Origin of the sequence: Flavobacterium xinjiangense (assembly GCF_900142885.1) — a bacterium.
Taxonomy (GTDB): domain Bacteria; phylum Bacteroidota; class Bacteroidia; order Flavobacteriales; family Flavobacteriaceae; genus Flavobacterium; species Flavobacterium xinjiangense.
In genome coordinates this window covers 192,618-211,974 of record NZ_FRCL01000005.1, presented here as the reverse complement: position 1 = coordinate 211,974, position 19,357 = coordinate 192,618, and the positions used below count along the sequence as shown (strand labels likewise).

The following is a 19,357-nucleotide window of genomic DNA, read 5'->3' as shown; positions in this document are numbered from 1 at the left end:
ACGAAAATAAGTCATTTTACGCAAAGTATTTACTGTTTTTAGTATTAGATGAAAAATAATAATTACTTTTATACTTATTAAAAATTACTTTTTAATTTAATAGAAAAACTCATGGATGTATTATTAGATGAATTCGACATCAATATTATTAAAGAACTTGAAAAAGATGGCAGAATGGCGTATTCAGCCATTGCCACAGCTTTAAAAATATCCAATACAATGGTTCACCAGCGGATCAACCGATTAATTGACCAAGGAATAATTATTGGGATAAAACCAATTATTAATGAGAAAAAAATTGGTTTCGATTGGGCCTCTTTCACCGGCATCACATTAAACAAAGACCAGGATTCGAATCGAATTATTGCCGAATTAAAAAACATTCCTGAAATAACCGAATGTTATTATGTTACCGGTTCTTTTACACTTTACATAAAAATAGTAGCGCAAGACCATGAGCACATGAGAAAGATTCTTTATGAAAAAATTGACAATATCCCCGGAATATCAAAAACAGATTCTATCATAGAGTTAGGTTGCGCCTTCAAAAGGAATGTAAGTCTCTAACTTAATAGTCAACAAAAATGATTTAATGGCAACAGTTTTGTATATACAGTATAATTTGGTCCAAAAACAAAAGCCAAGTCTCTATTGGCGAGCGGAAATAGCAGCAATCCAAAATCAAAACATTTCTACGACTAGGCTGAAATGTATCAAAAAGGACTATTCAAAGACATCTTGTTTTAGAAAGAAGATGTTCAAAAAAACCTATCATCCCGGAGAATAATCTCTCTAATGATTATCATAAGAAATAAAAATACAGTCATAAGATAAAAAAATCAAAGTCGTAATTTTAGCACCAATTAATTGAGACATTTGTAAAAATAAAAACAACTGATATGAAAAATATTTTCTTTGCCCTTTTAGGATTCGTATTGTTTTCCAATGGCGCATTTGCACAATTGAAAACAGTAAAATACACAGATGGAAATCAAAAATTAAATGGATTGTCAATTGCTCCAAAAAAAGCAAGCAAAACTAAACCTGGAATCTTAATTCTTCCCGCTTGGAAAGGAATAGATACGCACGCAAAACAATCAGCAGAACAATTGTCAAAAATGGGATATTATGCATTTGTAGCAGACATTTATGGCGAGGGAAACTACCCAACAAATACACAGGAAGCAGGAAAGCAAGCCGGTTTCTACAAAAACAATGTGACTGATTACCAAAGACGCATTCAACTTGCTTTAGATCAATTAGTAAAAGCAGGTGCAAATCCAGATAACATTGTTGTGATAGGCTACTGTTTTGGAGGAACTGGTGTTCTCGAAGCAGCAAGAGCAGGAATGAAAATTCGAGGAGCAGTTTCTTTTCACGGTGGTTTAGGACGTGATGCTGCTAGAGTTAATAATCCAATCACTGCAAAAATATTGGTTTTACATGGTGCTGATGACACTTATGTGCCAGCTGCGGAGGTAGCCGCTTTTCAGCAAGAAATGAGAGATACAAAAGCAGATTGGGAAATGATTTATTACTCTAATTCAGTACATGCCTTTACAGATCCTGAAGCTGGAAATGATAATTCGAAAGGAGCAGCTTATAACGAAAAAGCAGCCAAACGTTCCTGGGAACGAATGAATTCTTTCTTGAAGGAAGTTTTAAAATAATTTTTAAATATATTTTTTAAAAAACAGTAGAAGTTCGGTTTTTTTGTTAGTTTTATATTAAAATTTAACAAAAATCTAGAATTTACACTGTTTTTTTTATGTCAAAAAGTATAATCAGAAAAGATAAAACCTGTCTAAATTGCAGGTACGTTGTAGAAAATAGATTTTGTCCTAATTGCGGTCAGGAAAATACCGATACCAGAAAAACATTCCATCACCTGTTTATTCATTTTTTTGAAGATTTAACACACTACGAAAACGCCTTCTGGAAAACCATAAAAAACCTCTTATTCAAGCCGGCAACTTTAACCAAAGAATATCTTTCCGGAAAACGATTATCGTATTTAGCTCCGGTAAGACTCTATATTTTCATTAGCTTTATTACTTTTTTTTTAATTTCTCTCTTTCCTCCTGCATCAACTGAATTTTTGAAAGAGGATTCAAAAAGTCCAATGGAGAAAAATGAAACTCGAAAAGAAAAAAAACTAAATGAAATAATCATCTCTGAAAACACATCAAAAAAGACTACAGGCAGCATTCAAAAAACAATAAGTCAGTCCAAAGAAAAAGACCTAAAGGCAAGTAATTCTCATAATTTTGAAATCAAAACTGTGCAAGAACTGGACTCCATCCAGAAATTCGGTAAACAAGAAGACAAATTTAATTCCTTTGAATATTGGATTCTAAAAAAAGGGATTATAGTTGTCCAAAATAATACCACTGAGGAAATAATCGAAAAAGGAACAGAATCTTTTATTCATAATTTTCCAAAACTACTATTGATATATATGCCCTTATTTGCCTTTTTTCTATGGCTTTTTCACGACAAAAAAAGGTGGTATTACTTTGATCACGGCATTTTCACGCTTCATTATTATTCGTTTTTGTTATTGATAAACCTAATCCTTTTCATCATACATAAAACAACTTCCCTTATCGGGAACTACAGCCTAATCAATTTTATTACAGGATTAATGGACGTGGCTGGAGTAATCTGGATGATTTATTACTTTTTTCCTGCACATCATCGTTTTTACGGAGAGACACGATTGGTTTCATTTATAAAAAGTACCTGCTTATTTTTTATTAATTTCATTGTAATCAGTATAATTCTTGCTTTATTTGCCATATATACATTTATCAATTTACATTAAAAAACATGAGAAAAATAACCGCATTCAGTTTACTTATAATTTTAAACATAAGTTGCACCAGTCAAAAAATGAGTGTCACTGATGTCGACCCTACAAAGTACATGAACACAATTACAGCAGATGAATTAAAAACGCATTTGTATATCGTTGCTGCTGATTCTATGGAAGGACGCGAAACGGGCTCTGCAGGACAAAAAAAAGCAGGTATTTACCTAATCAATCAATACAAGAAAAACAACGTTTCCTTTCCTAAAGGAGCCACTGATTATTACCAAAGAATCCCCGCTGCTTTCCTAAACGCAAAACGCAACGAAAATTTGCCTGATTCAGAGAATATCTGGGCCTATATCGAAGGTTCCGAGAAACCTAATGAAGTTCTGGTTATTTCAGCACATTACGACCACGTAGGGATCAAGGATGGCGAAGTATACAATGGTGCTGATGATGATGGTTCAGGAACTGTCGCTTTACTGGAAATCGCACAAGCATTCGAAAAAGCAAAGAAAGATGGTCATGGTCCTAAACGTTCTATTCTTTTTCTTCATGTGACTGGAGAGGAGCACGGTTTGCACGGTTCTCGCTATTATTCAGAAAACCCTTTGTTTCCAATAGCAAACACGATAACCGACATTAATATTGATATGATTGGTCGTCGTGATGACGCACATGCGAACACAAACAACTACGTATATGTAATTGGTGCTGACCGTTTATCAACTGATTTAAACACCATTTGTACTATTGCAAATGCAAAATACACAAAATTAGATTTAGACTATAAATACAATGATCCAAAAGATCCGAATCATTTTTATGAGCGTTCTGATCATTATAATTTTGCCAAAAATGGTATTCCTGCTGTTTTCCTTTTTAATGGCGTTCATGCTGATTATCATCAAAAAACGGATGAACCAAATAAAATTGAATATGACGCATTGGCCAAAAGAGCTCAATTTGCTTTTGTAACCGCCTGGGAATTGGCAAACAGAGAAAATCGTCCGGTAGTAGATAAAAAATAAATTTATAATTGGGGCACATCCACGCTTCCACTGGCGTTACAGCTTAGTCGGGCTATACGTTTCAATCTTTTATTATTCTGTCAGGGTTTTGAACCCTGACAGAATAATAAAAGGATTTACACTGCTATCCCTTGCGCAAACCATAAAAAAAAGAGCCATGAAGAAATTCAAAGCTCTTTTTTTATTTAGATTTAGAACACAAAAAAAGCCCATCTACTGGACTTTTTCTCTAATATATTGTATAAAAATTATTAAGCACTCTCATCAAACATAATTTCATCACCACTGTCTATTTTATGCAGCGGTTTTTCCATTGGCAAAGTAAAATAAAAAGAAGAACCTTCCCCAGGTGTGCTTTCTACCCATATTTCACCACCATTTTTTTCTAAAAAGCCTTTCACTAATAATAATCCAATCCCGGCGCCTTTATTTTCTAATCTAGCTTTGGATAGGATATTCATTTGCGGCGTAAAAAGTTTTTCTTGAATTTCTTTAGACATTCCAATGCCTGAGTCCTTGATTCGGACTATTATTTTATCATCTTGGTTTTTAGCCGTAACCGTAATTTCACCGCCGGGTAAGGAATGTTTTATAGCATTTGAAACTATATTTTGAATAATCGAAAGCAACATCTTTCCATCGGCAAAAACTTTAGTATTCTCCTCAATTTCATGATGAAGATTTATTGTATTTAAAGAAGCCGTATCATTTAATGTGTCAAACACCTTTGTCACATACTGGACTAATTCAATTTTTCTTGGAGAAAACACTTCCGCTGCATATTTTATTCTTGCCCACTCGACTAAGTAATCTAACATATTTAACTCGTCGATCGATGCTTTATGAAGCAGCTCAAGCATTTCTTTAACAATACTAGGATCAAGTCGTTCAAAATTTGCTTTCAAATAGCCAGTCGTTGCAATTATACTTGACAGCGGACTTCTCAAATCATGCGAAAGAATAGCAAGAACACTTTCTTTATGCGTATTTAGATCTTCTAACTCTTTGACATAATTTTTTATAGCATCTTCTGATTTCTTCCTTTCTGTCAAGTCGCGAAGGATTTTAACGTATCCTAACATTTCACCATCGATTCCAGTTAATGGAAAAACTAATCCGTAAGCATAAAACACACTCTTATCTTTACAAAGGTGCCATCTATTATCTGTTGCTCTTCCCTCCTTTAATGCTGTTATAATTTCATTTTTTGGTATAGCATTTTGTTTGTCTTCTTCTGTAAAAATGATGTCAAAGTGTTCCCCAATAATTTCATCCGGTTCGTAACCAAAAATTTTTGTTGCCCCAGAGCTCCAACTATTAATTACAAAATCATTGTCAAGAGTAAAAATGGAGTAATCCTGCAAGCTGTCTATGATTTGACTATAAAATTCCGAAGTTGGAATATAATTACTTTTGAGAATTTTAGAATTGATTTGCTCGTTTTTCATTTGTTAGTTTCAATGATATTTAAAAATTTTGAATACAAAATAGTATTTGAAAATCAGACATCAATGAAGGCAAAGATAGACAAAAGGAAATATGAATACTTAAAAACGAACTTTATTAGACAGACCTTAAGAATCTAACTGTTATATTCAGTATTCCTCCGATCAATTTCAAAAACTTATACTTCCTGCCGCTTTTAGAATTGCCTCTGAAAGTCTATTTATACTAGTTTTCAGAGTTTACCTTTTCTACAAAATTAGTGTCCTCAATTGTCTCATGATCAAAATTCTAACCGAATTCAAATTGTCATGCGATTTACAGCATCCCTATTACAATATTCAAGCCAATAAATAAACGCAATAATTTCATGAAAGTTTATTCCACAAAAAAAGCCTCGAATTTCTTCGAAGCTTTTGCTTTCTGGGTGGGAGACGGGGCTCGAACCCGCGACCCTCGGTACCACAAACCGATGCTCTAACCAACTGAGCTACAACCACCATTTGCTTAGCGGTGGCAAATATACAACATAAGTTTACTTCTGCAAATAATTTTTTTAAAAAATTACAGGAAAATTAAATCAAATCTCCTAAGCTATTGACTGCCAAATATCTTTCAACAGTAAAACCTTCTGCATGATCCACTCCCACGAGCCTTCCTAAATCCTGAGAACGGTAATTAAGGCTTTCAAAGAAGTTTTTACTGGTGATTGGTGATTCCGGTTCTTTAGAATTAGCATCATAAAATTGCGAACGATACGCTATAATAGATTCAATTTTCTTATCCGTAAAACCTGTAATGTCAACAACAAAATCTGGCACCAAGTTTTTCCACTGCATGTAATGATAAACTAATTTAGGTCTCCAGGCATCCTGATTTACTCCGTCAATACTAGTTTCTATTTTTCTCAATCCTGATAGAAAACAAGCATCCGAAACTAATTTGCTTCCCTTTGCATGATCAATATGACGATCGTCAATTGCATTACACAAGACAATCTCTGGTCGATACTTGCGAATCATCTTTATGACTTCTAGCTGATGTTTTTCGTCATTTACAAAAAAACCATCCCGCATTTCTAAATTCTCGCGTACTAAAACCCCAAGAATTTTTGCTGCAGCATTTGCTTCCTGATCCCTGATTTCAGCTGAACCGCGCGTTCCTAATTCACCGCGGGTTAAATCAATTATTCCAACTGTTTTACCTAAGGAAATTTCTTTTAAAATGGTTCCGGCACAGCCTAATTCTACATCATCCGGATGCGCACCAAAAGCTAGTATATCTAATTTCATCAAAAATTCGTTTAAAGTTTTTTTTTATTTAATGTTTAATGTTGCAAAGCAACTGTTTATTTTACTGCATCAGAAACAGAAATCATTTTGTGAATTACTGCTCCAAATCTAAAATTTTCTTCATCGTCGCCGATTTATTAACGCTTTCCCTCCACTCTTTTTCAGGAATACTATCAACTGTAATGCCGCAGCCCATATACAAATGCGCTTGCGTCATTGCGAGTTCCGCACCCATCTTAATTTGCATGCACCGCAAGTTAACGTATAAATCCGTTTTTAATTCCTCTTTGTTAAATCCTTCCTTGTTTAACTCTCCTAAAAACCCAGTATAATATTCTCTCTCATAGCCTTCATTTTCCAAAATAAAAGCTTTGGCAGCGTCTTTAGGTAAGCCACATACGGCAGGTGTCGGATGTAATACGGAAACTATTTGCTTCAGACTGGAATTTTCCTTTATTACGCCCTCAATATCCGTTTTTATATGAGCCAAAGTTCCCGCTTGAATGGTATAAGGACTGGAAACCGACACTTCTGAAGACAGATCTTTCAGATTATTTATAATGAAATCAGTAACAAATTGCTGTTCCTCCATTTCTTTTTTCTCCCAGATTACTTCAGCCGTACCTTCAAGTTTTTGTGTTCCCGCCAGTGCCATTGTACTAAACTTCTTATTAGTGGCCTTTAGCAATCTTTCCGGTGTTGCACCCATCCACAATCCTATTTTTGGATGAAACCAACAATAACAAAAAGCAGTTGGATAACTTTGAATTAATTTTTCAAAAATGGAGACTAAATCAAAACCGGACAAACCAACAATTTCTTTCCGTGACAAAACCACTTTTTTCAGAATTCCATTTGCAATAGCATCAATCCCTTTTTGAACAAGTTTTTCAAAATGCTCTTTGGCTTGCCTGTCTTCTGATTCTTTGAAATCAGAAAAAGTACTGTCTGCTGAAGATGTAATTAGAGTTTCCCATTTTACAGACTCCTTTTTAGGGATAAGAATCATTTGACTGCCTTCAAAAGGGGCAAAAACGAAACCGCTCTCTTCAAAATTTTCGGCAAAATATAAATGGTCGTTATTCTGAAAAAAACCCGCTAATTTGATATCATTGGGTTTTCTGTATAAGACAAAAGGTAAATTCTGAGCTTGTTGCTGTTTTACTTTTATATAGAAATCTATCATAGATTAAATTTTAAAATGGATTTTAATGAAAAACGGTCTTCAAATTTTATTTTTTCTCTTTGGTCAAAACCATATTAGTCAATTTACATAATGAAATCAGATTTCCGGCTTCATCTGTCACTTTAATTTCCCAAAGATGTAGCGTCCTGCCTTTATGAATAATTCGCGCCGTACCGTAAACAACTCCTTCACGAATACTTTTTAAATGGTTCGCTGAAATTTCAATTCCACGTACTTCATGTTCTTTATCATTAATAAAAAAATGGGAAGCCGCACTGCCCACGCTTTCTGCTAAAGCTACCGAGGCTCCGCCATGCAACAATCCCATAGGTTGATGAACAGATGGGTTGACTGGCATTTTGGCTACTAAAAAACCTTCTCCTGCATCAATATATTCAATATTTAAGGTTTCCATCAAGGTATTCTTTGAAAATTCATTGCAGTATTCCAGCATTTTAACTTTATCTAATGTCATCCCTTTATTTTTTTAAAATGTAAATTTAATTAAAAGATAATTTAGAAAACACCAAAACAATTGATAATCTAATCTCAAAATCAAAATTCATAGCTATCCAAATGAGTTTTTTCCTATTTTTACAAAAAATCTATCACAATGCGTCCTATTACTTTATTGTTATTTATTGGAATATTGATTTCAGTTTGCTCCTGTCGAAGTGATTTTGAGACAACTGCCAGCACAGGTGATTTGACTTTTTCTAAAGACACTATTTATTTAGATACTGTTTTCACTAACATTGGTTCCAGCACGTACCGATTAAAAGTCTATAATAATAGTAAAAATGACATCACCATTCCCACCATACAATTAGCCAAAGGATTGAATTCAAAATACAGAATGACCGTTGACGGAATGCAGGGAAACAACGGTAAAATATTCAGCAATGTAGATTTATTAGCCAAGGACAGTTTGTATATTTTCATAGAAACTACCGCCAATATTGCTGATGCCAATCCAGCTGATTTTCTATACACCGACCAAATTCAGTTTGACAGTGGCGTAAATCTTCAAAAAATAGAATTGGTGACCTTAATTCAAGATGCCATTTTCCTTTATCCAAAACGTTTTGCTGATGGAACCACCGAAACACTTCCCATTGGTGACGAAAAAATTGATGGTTTCTTTTTGGATGAAAATGACCCCGTAAACGGAAATGAACTCCATTTTAAAAACACAAAACCCTACGTAATTTATGGTTATGCCGCAGTTCCCTCTGGAAAAACGGTAACTTTTGATGCAGGATCAAGGGTTCATTTTCACGCAAATTCTGGTCTTATTATTTCCAATACTGCTTCGATCAATGTGAATGGCGCCGTTTCTACTACCGATAAACTCGAGAAAGAAGTCATTTTTGAAGGAGACCGTTTAGAACCTGATTATTCAGATGTTCCGGGGCAATGGGGAACGATTTGGCTAACCAATGGCAGCACCAACAATACCGTGAATCACCTTACCATCAAAAATGCTACCATTGGATTATTGGTTCAAAACAATGACGGAACGACCGTAAATATAAAAAATACCCAAATTTACAATTGTGCTAATTATGGAATTTTGGCGCAGACCGCAAAAATTAACGGAGAAAATCTGGTGATTAATAATGCGGGTCAGGCTAGTTTGGCTTGTTCTTACGGAGGAAATTATAAATTCACGCATTGTACGTTCAATAACAATTGGAACAGTTCTGAGCAAGTTGCCGTTTTTGTGAGCAACTACATTACGGGTGCGGTTCCTGAAGTAAAAGATTTAACCGCAGCAACCTTCAACAATTGTATTATCTATGGTTCTTATTCCACTGAAATGATATTGAAGAAAAAAACGGGTGCAGCTTTCCAATACCAATTCAATAATTGTCTGCTGAAATTTGATAATATATCCAATACATTCACCACGAATCCCGATTATCAATTTGGAACAGATACTGCACATTATAACGCTATAATTTTGAATAAAGACCCTAAATTCTATAAAGTTTCCCAAAACAAATTCAATATTGACGATACTTCTGCCGCTTTCGCAAAAGGGAATTCGGCTTATCTGATTCCATTAGATATCATAGGGAACACTCGCACTTTACCACCGGATTTAGGAGCGTATCAAAACAAACCATTTCCAAAATAGTACCTACAATACAACTAAAAACTTCATTATTTTCTGTAAAGAATATTTAATCTTATTCATGCACCGTTGAATCTTAAAACCCAAAACTTTTCAACAAAAACATTTCTTGTTTACCCCTTAATTTAGTAATATATCAGCATTATTTAAGTGATTTTCCTATCTAAATTTACGAAATTGATAATTATGTTAATAATTTCTTAATATAGTGTCGCATTTAAAGCCTTAGTTTTGGCCTCAACAAATTTTAACCAAAACCAAATTTTTTAAAACGATGAAAAAAATCTACTCTTTTTTATTAGTAATGCTCTGCACTGCGGGTATTGCCCAAATACCAACGGGCTATTATTCTACTGCCACCGGAACGGGGTACACCTTGAAAACCCAATTATATAACATTATTAAAGGTCACGTTGACAATGGATATGCTGGTTTATATACTACCTATCAAACTTCGGATGTTGATAATTTTTATGAAAATGACGGTTCCGTTTTGGACATGTATTCTGAAAAACCTGCTGGAACTGATCCTTATAATTATTCTTTGGGAACAACACAAAGATGCGGAACTTATAGTGTTGAAGGAGATTGCTACAACAGAGAGCACATTATTCCTCAATCTAGTTTTGGATCTGCAGCACCTATGGTTTCTGATGCCCATTTTATAACACCAACAGATGGAAAAGTAAACGGTCAAAGATCTAATTATCCTCACGGAATGGTTGCATCAGCGACTTGGACTTCCTTAAATGGCAGCAAACTTGGATCAAGTGCCGTATCAGGTTATACAGGTACAGTTTTTGAACCAATAGACGAATTCAAAGGTGACATTGCCAGAATGTACTTTTATTTTGCAACGCGTTATGAAACTACGGTTTCTGGTTATACTTTTCCTATGTTTAACGGAACAAGCAATCAGGTATTTACAACTGCTTTTTTAAACATGCTTTTAGCCTGGAATACGCAAGACCCAGTAAATGCAAGAGAAATTGCTCGTAACAATGCTATTTACAGTACACAAAGCAATAGAAATCCTTACATCGATCATCCTGAATATGTGCAGGCAGTTTGGAATCCAACAGCTGACTCTCAAGCACCAACTGCTCCGACAAGTTTAGCGGTAACGGCTTCAACATCAAATTCAGTTTCATTAAGCTGGTTAGCCGCAACTGATAACATTGGCGTTACAGGATATGATGTTTATATGAATAATGCATTAAAAGCAACTGTAACGGGATTATCTACAACAATCACTGGACTCACAGCATCAACAGAGTATTCTTTTTATGTAAAAGCTAAAGATGCAGCAGCAAATACATCTGTTGCAAGCAATACAGCTAACGCTACAACTACTGGCGCGACTGACACCGTAGCGCCAACAGCACCAACTTCATTAATAGCTTCCGGAACTACTAGCACAGCAACCAATTTAAGTTGGACTGCCGCTAATGATAATATTGGTGTAACAGGGTATGATGTGTACCAAGGAGCAACCCTAAAAGCAACGGTAACTGGCACAACTTATTCCGTAACAGGTTTAACAGCTGCCACAGCTTACACTTTTTCAGTAAAATCAAAAGATGCTGCCGGAAATATTTCTGTTTCAAGCAATGTAGTTAGTGTAACGACTTCAGCGGCTACAACAACCTATTGCGCTTCTTCAGGAAACAGTACTGCTGATGAAAAAATCAGTAAAGTCGTTTTTGGAACCATAAACAATTCATCTGTTGGAACAGCAGGTTATGAAAACTTCACTTCAATAGCTACAAATACTACACGTGGAACTGCTTATACAATTACCATTACACCTATTTGGACGAGTACGGTATATAGCGAAGGATGTGCAGTTTGGATTGATTACAACCAAAACGGTCTATTTACAGATGCTGGAGAATTAGTTTGGTCTAAAGCTGCGTCTACAACGACTCCCGTTTCAGGTTCTATCACTATACCAACTGCGGCAACTTTAGGAACAACCAGAATGAGAGTTTCTTTGAAATACAATGCAATTCCAACCGCTTGTGAAGCGATTCCTTTTGGACAAGTAGAAGATTATTCTGTAACAATTACCGCAGCAACAACCGATACGACTGCTCCAACAGCTCCAACGTCTTTAACAGCTTCAGGAACTACCGCAACCGCTACCAATTTATCTTGGACAGCTTCAACGGATAACGTAGGCGTAACTGCCTATGATGTGTACCAAGGTGCGACTTTGAAAGCTACTGTAATCGCAACTACTTATGCTGTAACGGGATTAACAGCTTCAACAGCCTACACTTTTTCTGTAAAAGCTAAAGATGCCGCCGGAAATGTTTCCGCAGCAAGCAATACAGTTAATGTTACTACTATTGCGGGTGGTTCAACTGCTTCCGACTTATTGTTTTCTGAATATATTGAGGGTTCTTCTAATAACAAAGCATTGGAAATTTCGAATGCTACAGGAGGTGCCGTAAATATGTCAATTTACAGCATTAAAAAACAAACAAATGGTGCCGGAGCCTGGAGTACAGGATTAGCTCTGACAGGAACTTTAAATAACGGCGGTAAATTTACGATTGTAAACAGTTTGATTGCTTTAAGTTGTTATTCTACAACTACAGCAAACCTTTCTACATCAGCTGCTGAAATGGCATTTAATGGAAATGATGCTGTAGGTTTATTTAAAAACGGAGTCTTAATCGATATCATTGGAACTTTTAATGGAGGAACGGCGGATTTTGCAATTGATGTAACTTTAAGAAGAAAATCGACTGTAACTTCTCCAACTACAACATTCAATATTACTACGCAATGGGATTCCTATGCCGTTGACACCTGTAGTAATTTTGGAAGTCGTATCGCAACAAAATCAACTAAAACGACTGCAATTGTAGATAATAGCGATTTTAAAATGTATCCAAATCCTTCGAACGGGAACTTTTCAATAGACAATTCGAATAAAGCCTTTTCAATTGAAATTTTTAATGTCCTAGGTCAGAAGGTTTTTGAAATTAAGAACGCAGACGGCTCAGCCTTATCTGTGACGAACCTTAACAAAGGAGTGTATCTGGTAAAAATAACAGACGACTCAAAATCCTTGATTAAGAAACTGATTATAAACTAGTTTTAGTTGCAGCATCGATAATTAGAAAGCGGCAAAATTGCCGCTTTTTTTTGTTCCAAATTTAATCTTAATTGACTAAATTTGCACCGCAATACAACAAACTATACAACAATGATCCATTTCTTTGAAAACCAAAGCAAAACTGTTTTTGCAGTACAAACGCAAAACGAAATTTCAGCTCAAGACATTTCAAAATTAAACTGGCTTTTTGCCGACTCAAATAAAATAGAAAAATCCGTACTAACGGATTTTTTTGTTGGTCCTCGTGCCGCTATGGTTACGCCTTGGAGCACGAATGCTGTCGAAATCACCCAAAACATGGGGATTGCGGGAATCATTCGAATCGAAGAATTTCACAAAACTACAGCGGACTTCTCTGATTTTGACCCAATGCTTTCGCAAAAATACGCCGAGCTAGATCAAGATATTTTCACTATCAACGTACTTCCGGAAGCTATTTTGGACATCGATGATATTGCCGCTTACAATAAAAAAGAAGGACTCTCTTTAAGTCCTGATGAAGTAGATTATTTAGATAATTTAGCGATTAAATTAGGGCGAAAACTAACGGATTCTGAAATTTTTGGTTTCTCACAAGCCAATTCAGAACACTGTCGCCATAAGATTTTCAACGGAAAATTTATAATTGACGGCGAAGAGAAAGAGTCTTCTTTATTCAAAATGATTAAGAAAACGTCTCAAGAAAATCCTAACGATATCGTTTCGGCTTACAAAGACAACGTGGCTTTTGTTAAAGGACCAAGAGTGCAACAGTTTGCTCCAAAAAGCGCTGACAAACCGGATTTCTACGAAACAAAAGATTTTGATTCGGTTATTTCATTAAAAGCGGAAACACACAATTTCCCAACAACCGTAGAACCTTTCAACGGAGCTGCAACAGGTTCAGGTGGAGAAATCCGTGACCGTTTAGCAGGTGGACAAGGTTCGTTGCCATTAGCAGGAACCGCAGTTTACATGACTTCGTATTCCAGATTAGCAGAAAACAGAGCATGGGAAGATGCAGTTTCAGAAAGAAAATGGCTGTATCAAACGCCAATGGATATTTTGATCAAAGCCTCTAACGGAGCTTCTGATTTTGGAAACAAATTTGGACAGCCCCTAATCACGGGTTCTGTTCTTACTTTCGAACACCAAGAAAATGCTTCTGCAGGCTCAACACAGGCTAGAAAATTAGGTTACGACAAAGTAATCATGCAGGCTGGTGGAATTGGGTACGGAAAATTAGACCAAGCGATAAAACACAAACCACAAGAAGGCGATAAAATCGTTATTCTGGGTGGTGAAAATTATAGAATCGGGATGGGTGGAGCTGCGGTTTCCTCAGCAGACACTGGAGCTTTTGGTTCAGGAATTGAATTGAACGCGATACAACGTTCGAACCCGGAAATGCAAAAACGTGCTGCCAATGCCATTCGTGGTTTGGTAGAAAGCGACAATAATCCAATTGTTTCCATTCACGATCACGGCGCTGGAGGACACTTAAACTGTCTTTCGGAATTAGTGGAAGAAACAGGAGGCTTGATTGATTTAGACAAATTGCCTGTGGGCGATCCTACGCTTTCTGCAAAAGAAATCATCGGTAACGAATCTCAGGAGCGAATGGGATTAGTTATTGGAAAAGAAAATATTGATTTACTTCAAAAAATTGCTGATCGGGAACGTTCTCCAATGTATCAAGTGGGAGAAGTAACCGGTGATCATCGTTTTACTTTCGAGTCAAAAACTACCGGTGCTAAACCAATGGATTTTGCTTTGGAAGACTTTTTTGGAAGTTCTCCAAAAGTAGTGATGACCGATAAAACGATCGAATACAACTATGCTGGTTTAGAATATACCACAAAAAATATCGCCACTTATTTAGAGCAAGTACTTCAATTAGAAGCGGTTGCCTGTAAAGACTGGTTGACTAATAAAGTCGACCGTTGTGTGGGCGGAAAAGTGGCCAAGCAACAATGTGCGGGACCTTTGCAATTACCATTGAACAATTGTGGTGTGATGGCGTTGGATTATTTAGGAAAAGAAGGAATTGCGACTTCAATAGGCCACGCTCCTATTTCGGCTTTGATTGATCCTGTGGCAGGAAGCAGAAATGCGATTGCCGAATCATTATCAAACATTGTTTGGGCACCAATTAAAGACGGATTGAAAGGAATTTCCCTTTCGGCCAACTGGATGTGGGCGTGTAAAAACGAAGGTGAAGACGCTCGTTTGTACGCTGCTGTTGAAGGATGTTCTGATTTTGCAATCGAATTGGGAATCAATATTCCAACTGGAAAAGATTCGCTTTCTATGAAGCAAAAATACCCGAATGACGAAGTGATTGCGCCGGGAACGGTAATTATTTCGGCAGGTGGTAACTGTACGGATATCAGAAAAGTAGTGGAACCTGTTTTACAAAGAGACGGCGGTTCTATTTATTATATCAATTTGTCGCAAGACGAATATAAATTAGGAGGTTCATCTTTTGCACAAGTTCTGAACAAAATTGGAACCGAAACGCCAACAATAAAAGACGCGGCTTTCTTCAAAAAAGCGTTCAATACCATTCAGGAATTAATCTTGGAAGATAACATTCTTGCAGGACATGATATTGGAAGTGGTGGTTTGATCACGACTTTATTGGAAATGTGTTTTGCTGATGTGAATTTGGGAGCAAAAATAGACTTCTCTGTTTTTGAAGAAAAAGACATCATCAAATATCTTTTTGCAGAGAACATTGGAATTGTTTTTCAAGCTAAAAACGATGCCACTTTAGAAAACAAGTTAAACCAAAACGGGGTTAGTTTCTACAAATTAGGAACTGCAACCAGTGAAGCGACTTTAGACTTTGGTCCTTGCAAATTAGACATTGCAAAATACAGGGACATTTGGTTTAAAACTTCATTTTTATTAGACCAAAAACAATCAAAGAACGGAACAGCACAAGCGCGTTTCGACAATTATAAAAACCAAGCATTACAGTATACTTTCCCAACTCATTTTACAGGAAAGAAACCCGTAATCGACGCTTCTCAACCACGACCAAAAGCGGCAATTATCCGTGAAAAAGGAAGTAATTCGGAACGTGAAATGGCGAATGCGATGTATTTGGCTGGTTTTGATGTGAAAGATGTTCACATGACCGATTTGATTTCGGGTCGTGAAACTTTGGAAGACATTCAGTTTATTGGTGCTGTGGGAGGATTCTCAAATTCGGATGTACTGGGTTCTGCCAAAGGTTGGGCGGGAGCGTTTTTATACAACGAAAAAGCAAAAACCGCTTTAGACAATTTCTTCAAACGTGAAGATACGTTGTCAGTGGGAATTTGTAACGGTTGCCAATTGTTTATGGAACTCGAAGTAATTAATCCGGAGCATGAAGTACACGGAAAAATGTTGCATAACGAGAGCCAAAAACACGAAAGTATTTTTACTTCGGTTACGGTTCAGGAAAATAATTCAGTGATGCTTTCTTCATTAGCAGGAAGTACCCTTGGAGTTTGGGTTTCACACGGAGAAGGAAAATTTAACTTGCCAATGGGCGAAGAAAATTACAATATTGTTTCTAAATATGCCTATGAAGGCTATCCTGCTAATCCAAACGGTTCTCATTTTGATGTTGCGATGCTTTGCGACAAAACAGGACGTCACTTGGTTATGATGCCACACATCGAGCGTTCTACGTTTCAATGGAACTGGGCGCATTACCCAAAAGACCGAGACGATGAAGTTTCACCTTGGCATGAAGCCTTTGTCAATGCCAGAAAATGGATGGATAAAAAATAATTTTTTGATTTATTATATTGAAAGCGTTCCTGAAAAGGAGCGCTTTTTTTGTGGGAACGATTTAAAATCTCATTGATAATTTGTAAGAAAATTTTAATATATTTGAAAATAGATAAAACGAACAAAGTTTCGCCTATCGAGCCATAATTGGGTGTATATACGAAAGTTTGTTTCGCATATATACAAGTTATAGGGCAGTTGTGCCGAAATTACGCAGTTAATTTCGATTTCAAATAAAGTTTGTAACTCGCAGAAAATTACAAAACAGAAGCGTGAAATTGAAATCGCCAACAGAAGTCGGAAAGTTGGGCTCTGACAATAAACAGACGAAAAACTGAAGCGGGAAAGTTTGAACTTACCAACTGAAGCTTGAAAATTGGAATCTGAAAAGCAGAAGCGTGAAAGTCGGAATCCGCCAGCAGAAACTTGAAAAGTTTAACGCAGAAATTAAAAAGTGAATAATTGAAAATAATACGCCGAAATTACGAACAGAAAAGTGAAAATTGGATTTTGCCAACAGAAGCGTGAAAATTTTGTGTGATAATTGTAATTTCAACAAAACAACCGCCCTATAACACACGCTACAAGCAATTTGGGGATTTGGCTTAATTTAAATATGGTTTTGTATTTGGAAGATTTGGCAAATCCGAAGAATGGGCTTAATTTAGTCCCAAACTGCTTGTAGCGCGGGAACGTTATACTGGATTGCTCCGTTAACGAGACGCTACTGATTTTTATCAGGATTTTAGCTCGAAAAGAATTTAATGTTATGAAAATAAAAGTGCTTTTTTTACTTCCGTTGTTTCTAATGCTTTTTGGCTGTGCTAATGACAATGATTCAACACCTGAAAAAGAAACATTGAAAAATGTTACTTATGAAGTTTTATTATTTGAATATACTCCTGACACAGGTAATAATTCATCTCGCTTACATTATGAAATAAAATATACTAACCCTAACAATGTTGCAATAAAAGGAGTTTCTCATATAACTTCAAATTATGATGGATTGATATTAACTCCTATCAAAAAAGTTCCGCCTTATATTGAAATTGCAGCAAATTCAAGCTTTACAGAAGTTTATAATGTTGAAGAACCTTTTAATCTAACATTAGGAAAGATAAATTCAATAAAATTAGTATCTGTTGAATTCATTATTGTTAATTGATAAAAAAACGAATAAACTCGATCGCGCATTCTGTGCCTGCAAAGTCAACAGAATTTATTTTAAACGACTATTTTAGCACCGTTTTACCATCGTAAATAATTAATAAAAAATCCTATAACCCGTTTAATCCTTAAACATAGCGTATTTTTGCAGGGTGAAGAAATCAGTCTCAATTATTGGAGGAGGACCTGCAGCGCTTTTACTCGCCGCATTTCTCGATCCGCAGCAATTTAATGTTACCATTTACGAGAAGAACAAAACGCTTGGAAGAAAATTTCTTGTGGCTGGAAAAGGCGGATTTAATCTTACCCATTCTGAACCAATTGCGCAACTGATTCAGCGTTATACTCCATCCCATTTTTTACAGGAAGCCCTACTCGATTTCGACAACCACGATTTTCAAAAATGGATTGATCTCATGGGCATCCCAACCTACATCGGCACTAGTAAACGTGTATATCCGGAAAGCGGCATTAAACCCATCGAAGTGCTCAATGCAATTCTTGATGTTCTCAATAAGCGCAGTGTTGCTATTCAATATCAACATACTTGGACGGGTTGGAATACCAACCAAGATCTTGTTTTCAATACTGATATCGAAGTCAAATCGGATTATACCATTTTTGCCTTGGGCGGTGGCAGCTGGAAAGTAACCGGCTCTGATGGGACTTGGCTAGGTTTATTCAAAAAACGAGGAATAGACGTTGTTCCTTTCAAAGCCTCCAATTGTGCTTACGGAGTCAACTGGCGCGATGATTTTATAAACTTACATGAAGGAAATCCACTTAAAAATATAGCCATTAGCTGTGGCGATAAAACTCAAAAAGGCGAAGTGGTGATTACTCGTTTTGGTCTGGAAGGAAATGCAATTTATGCCATCAGCCCGCAAATTCGAAAGGAGCTCAATGCCAAGCAAAGGGCTACTATCTTCTTAGATTTAAAACCGACATTAAGTTATAATGATTTACTTCAAAAAATCCAAAAATCAAGCCTAAAAAAGACGAGCGAAAAACTGCAAAAAGAGCTTAAAATGAGTCCGGCGCAAATTGGACTTTTGAAAACCTATCTTTCAAAAGAAACCTACCTGAATTCGGAACTTTTGGCACAAAACATCAAACATCTACGTATTGAAATCACCGGTTCTGCCCTGTTGGATGAAGCAATATCCACAACGGGAGGAATTCAGTTGAATGCCTTGGATGAAAATTTTGAATTAAAAATGATGAAGAACAACTATTGCATTGGGGAAATGATTGATTTGGATGCACCTACTGGCGGCTATCTTCTTCAATCTTGTTTTAGCATGGGCGTTTTTCTTGCACGCCACCTGAATGTTATCCCTTAATTTTTTTGTCTTTTCAGGAGCTATATATTGCTTAATTTTATGTCAGATAAA

The 19,357-nt window shown here is 36.1% G+C and carries 13 protein-coding genes and 1 tRNA gene; 9 read left to right on the top strand and 5 right to left on the bottom strand.

The genetic code is table 11. The features are described from left to right. Positions 1–111: 111 nt before the first annotated feature. The 4 genes from BUC23_RS08205 (at position 112) to BUC23_RS08190 (ending at position 3,843) form a co-directional block, all read left to right on the top strand. Positions 112–567 carry an Lrp/AsnC family transcriptional regulator gene (locus tag BUC23_RS08205; RefSeq protein WP_073208256.1) on the top strand — a complete coding sequence of 152 codons (456 nt, stop codon included), beginning with the start codon at positions 112–114 and terminating at the stop codon, positions 565–567. Between the two features lie 332 nt (positions 568–899). Then, the gene (locus tag BUC23_RS08200; RefSeq protein ID WP_073208254.1) at positions 900–1,670 is read left to right on the top strand and encodes a dienelactone hydrolase family protein; all 771 of its coding nucleotides are present in this window, start codon (positions 900–902) and stop codon (positions 1,668–1,670) included. A gap of 98 nt (positions 1,671–1,768) precedes the next feature. Next, positions 1,769–2,824 (top strand): DUF3667 domain-containing protein, encoded by a 1,056-nt coding sequence (locus tag BUC23_RS08195; RefSeq protein ID WP_073208251.1) that lies wholly within the window; start codon positions 1,769–1,771, stop codon positions 2,822–2,824. Positions 2,825–2,829: 5 nt separating this feature from the next. Continuing rightward, positions 2,830–3,843, top strand: coding sequence for a M28 family peptidase (locus BUC23_RS08190; RefSeq protein ID WP_073208249.1), 1,014 nt, complete (start codon positions 2,830–2,832; stop codon positions 3,841–3,843). Positions 3,844–4,094: 251 nt separating this feature from the next. Here the strand turns inward: BUC23_RS08190 and BUC23_RS08185 are convergent, their stop codons facing one another. The 5 genes from BUC23_RS08185 to BUC23_RS08165 all read right to left on the bottom strand — a co-directional run bounded on the left by BUC23_RS08185 (position 4,095) and on the right by BUC23_RS08165 (position 8,239). After that, a complete protein-coding gene (locus BUC23_RS08185; protein WP_073208246.1) occupies positions 4,095–5,291 on the bottom strand; it encodes a PAS domain-containing sensor histidine kinase in 1,197 nt (398 codons plus the stop codon). A gap of 420 nt (positions 5,292–5,711) precedes the next feature. After that, positions 5,712–5,787, bottom strand: a tRNA-His gene (locus tag BUC23_RS08180). Positions 5,788–5,861: 74 nt separating this feature from the next. Continuing rightward, positions 5,862–6,578: a bacillithiol biosynthesis deacetylase BshB1 gene (gene bshB1, locus BUC23_RS08175; protein ID WP_073208242.1), complete on the bottom strand. Its 717-nt coding sequence runs from the start codon at positions 6,576–6,578 to the stop codon at positions 5,862–5,864. A 94-nt stretch (positions 6,579–6,672) separates the two neighbouring features. Then, positions 6,673–7,764, bottom strand: coding sequence for a chorismate-binding protein (locus BUC23_RS08170; protein ID WP_073208239.1), 1,092 nt, complete (start codon positions 7,762–7,764; stop codon positions 6,673–6,675). Positions 7,765–7,810: 46 nt separating this feature from the next. Next, entirely contained in the window at positions 7,811–8,239 is a 429-nt protein-coding gene (locus tag BUC23_RS08165) for a PaaI family thioesterase (protein ID WP_073208236.1), read from the bottom strand. Between the two features lie 138 nt (positions 8,240–8,377). Here BUC23_RS08165 and BUC23_RS08160 point away from each other — a divergent pair, with 138 nt between their 5' ends. The 5 genes from BUC23_RS08160 to BUC23_RS08140 all read left to right on the top strand — a co-directional run bounded on the left by BUC23_RS08160 (position 8,378) and on the right by BUC23_RS08140 (position 19,306). Next, the gene (locus BUC23_RS08160; RefSeq protein ID WP_073208233.1) at positions 8,378–9,904 is read left to right on the top strand and encodes a hypothetical protein; all 1,527 of its coding nucleotides are present in this window, start codon (positions 8,378–8,380) and stop codon (positions 9,902–9,904) included. A 271-nt stretch (positions 9,905–10,175) separates the two neighbouring features. Continuing rightward, a complete protein-coding gene (locus BUC23_RS08155; protein ID WP_073208230.1) occupies positions 10,176–13,007 on the top strand; it encodes an endonuclease in 2,832 nt (943 codons plus the stop codon). Between the two features lie 111 nt (positions 13,008–13,118). Beyond that, positions 13,119–16,793 carry a phosphoribosylformylglycinamidine synthase gene (gene purL / locus BUC23_RS08150; RefSeq protein WP_073208227.1) on the top strand — a complete coding sequence of 1,225 codons (3,675 nt, stop codon included), beginning with the start codon at positions 13,119–13,121 and terminating at the stop codon, positions 16,791–16,793. 769 nt (positions 16,794–17,562) lie between these two features. Then, complete coding sequence (locus tag BUC23_RS08145; RefSeq protein ID WP_073208225.1) at positions 17,563–17,961, top strand: hypothetical protein; 399 nt, start codon at positions 17,563–17,565, stop codon at positions 17,959–17,961. A 154-nt stretch (positions 17,962–18,115) separates the two neighbouring features. After that, complete coding sequence (locus tag BUC23_RS08140) at positions 18,116–19,306, top strand: BaiN/RdsA family NAD(P)/FAD-dependent oxidoreductase (protein ID WP_073208223.1); 1,191 nt, start codon at positions 18,116–18,118, stop codon at positions 19,304–19,306. The last annotated feature ends 51 nt before the right edge of the window (positions 19,307–19,357 follow it).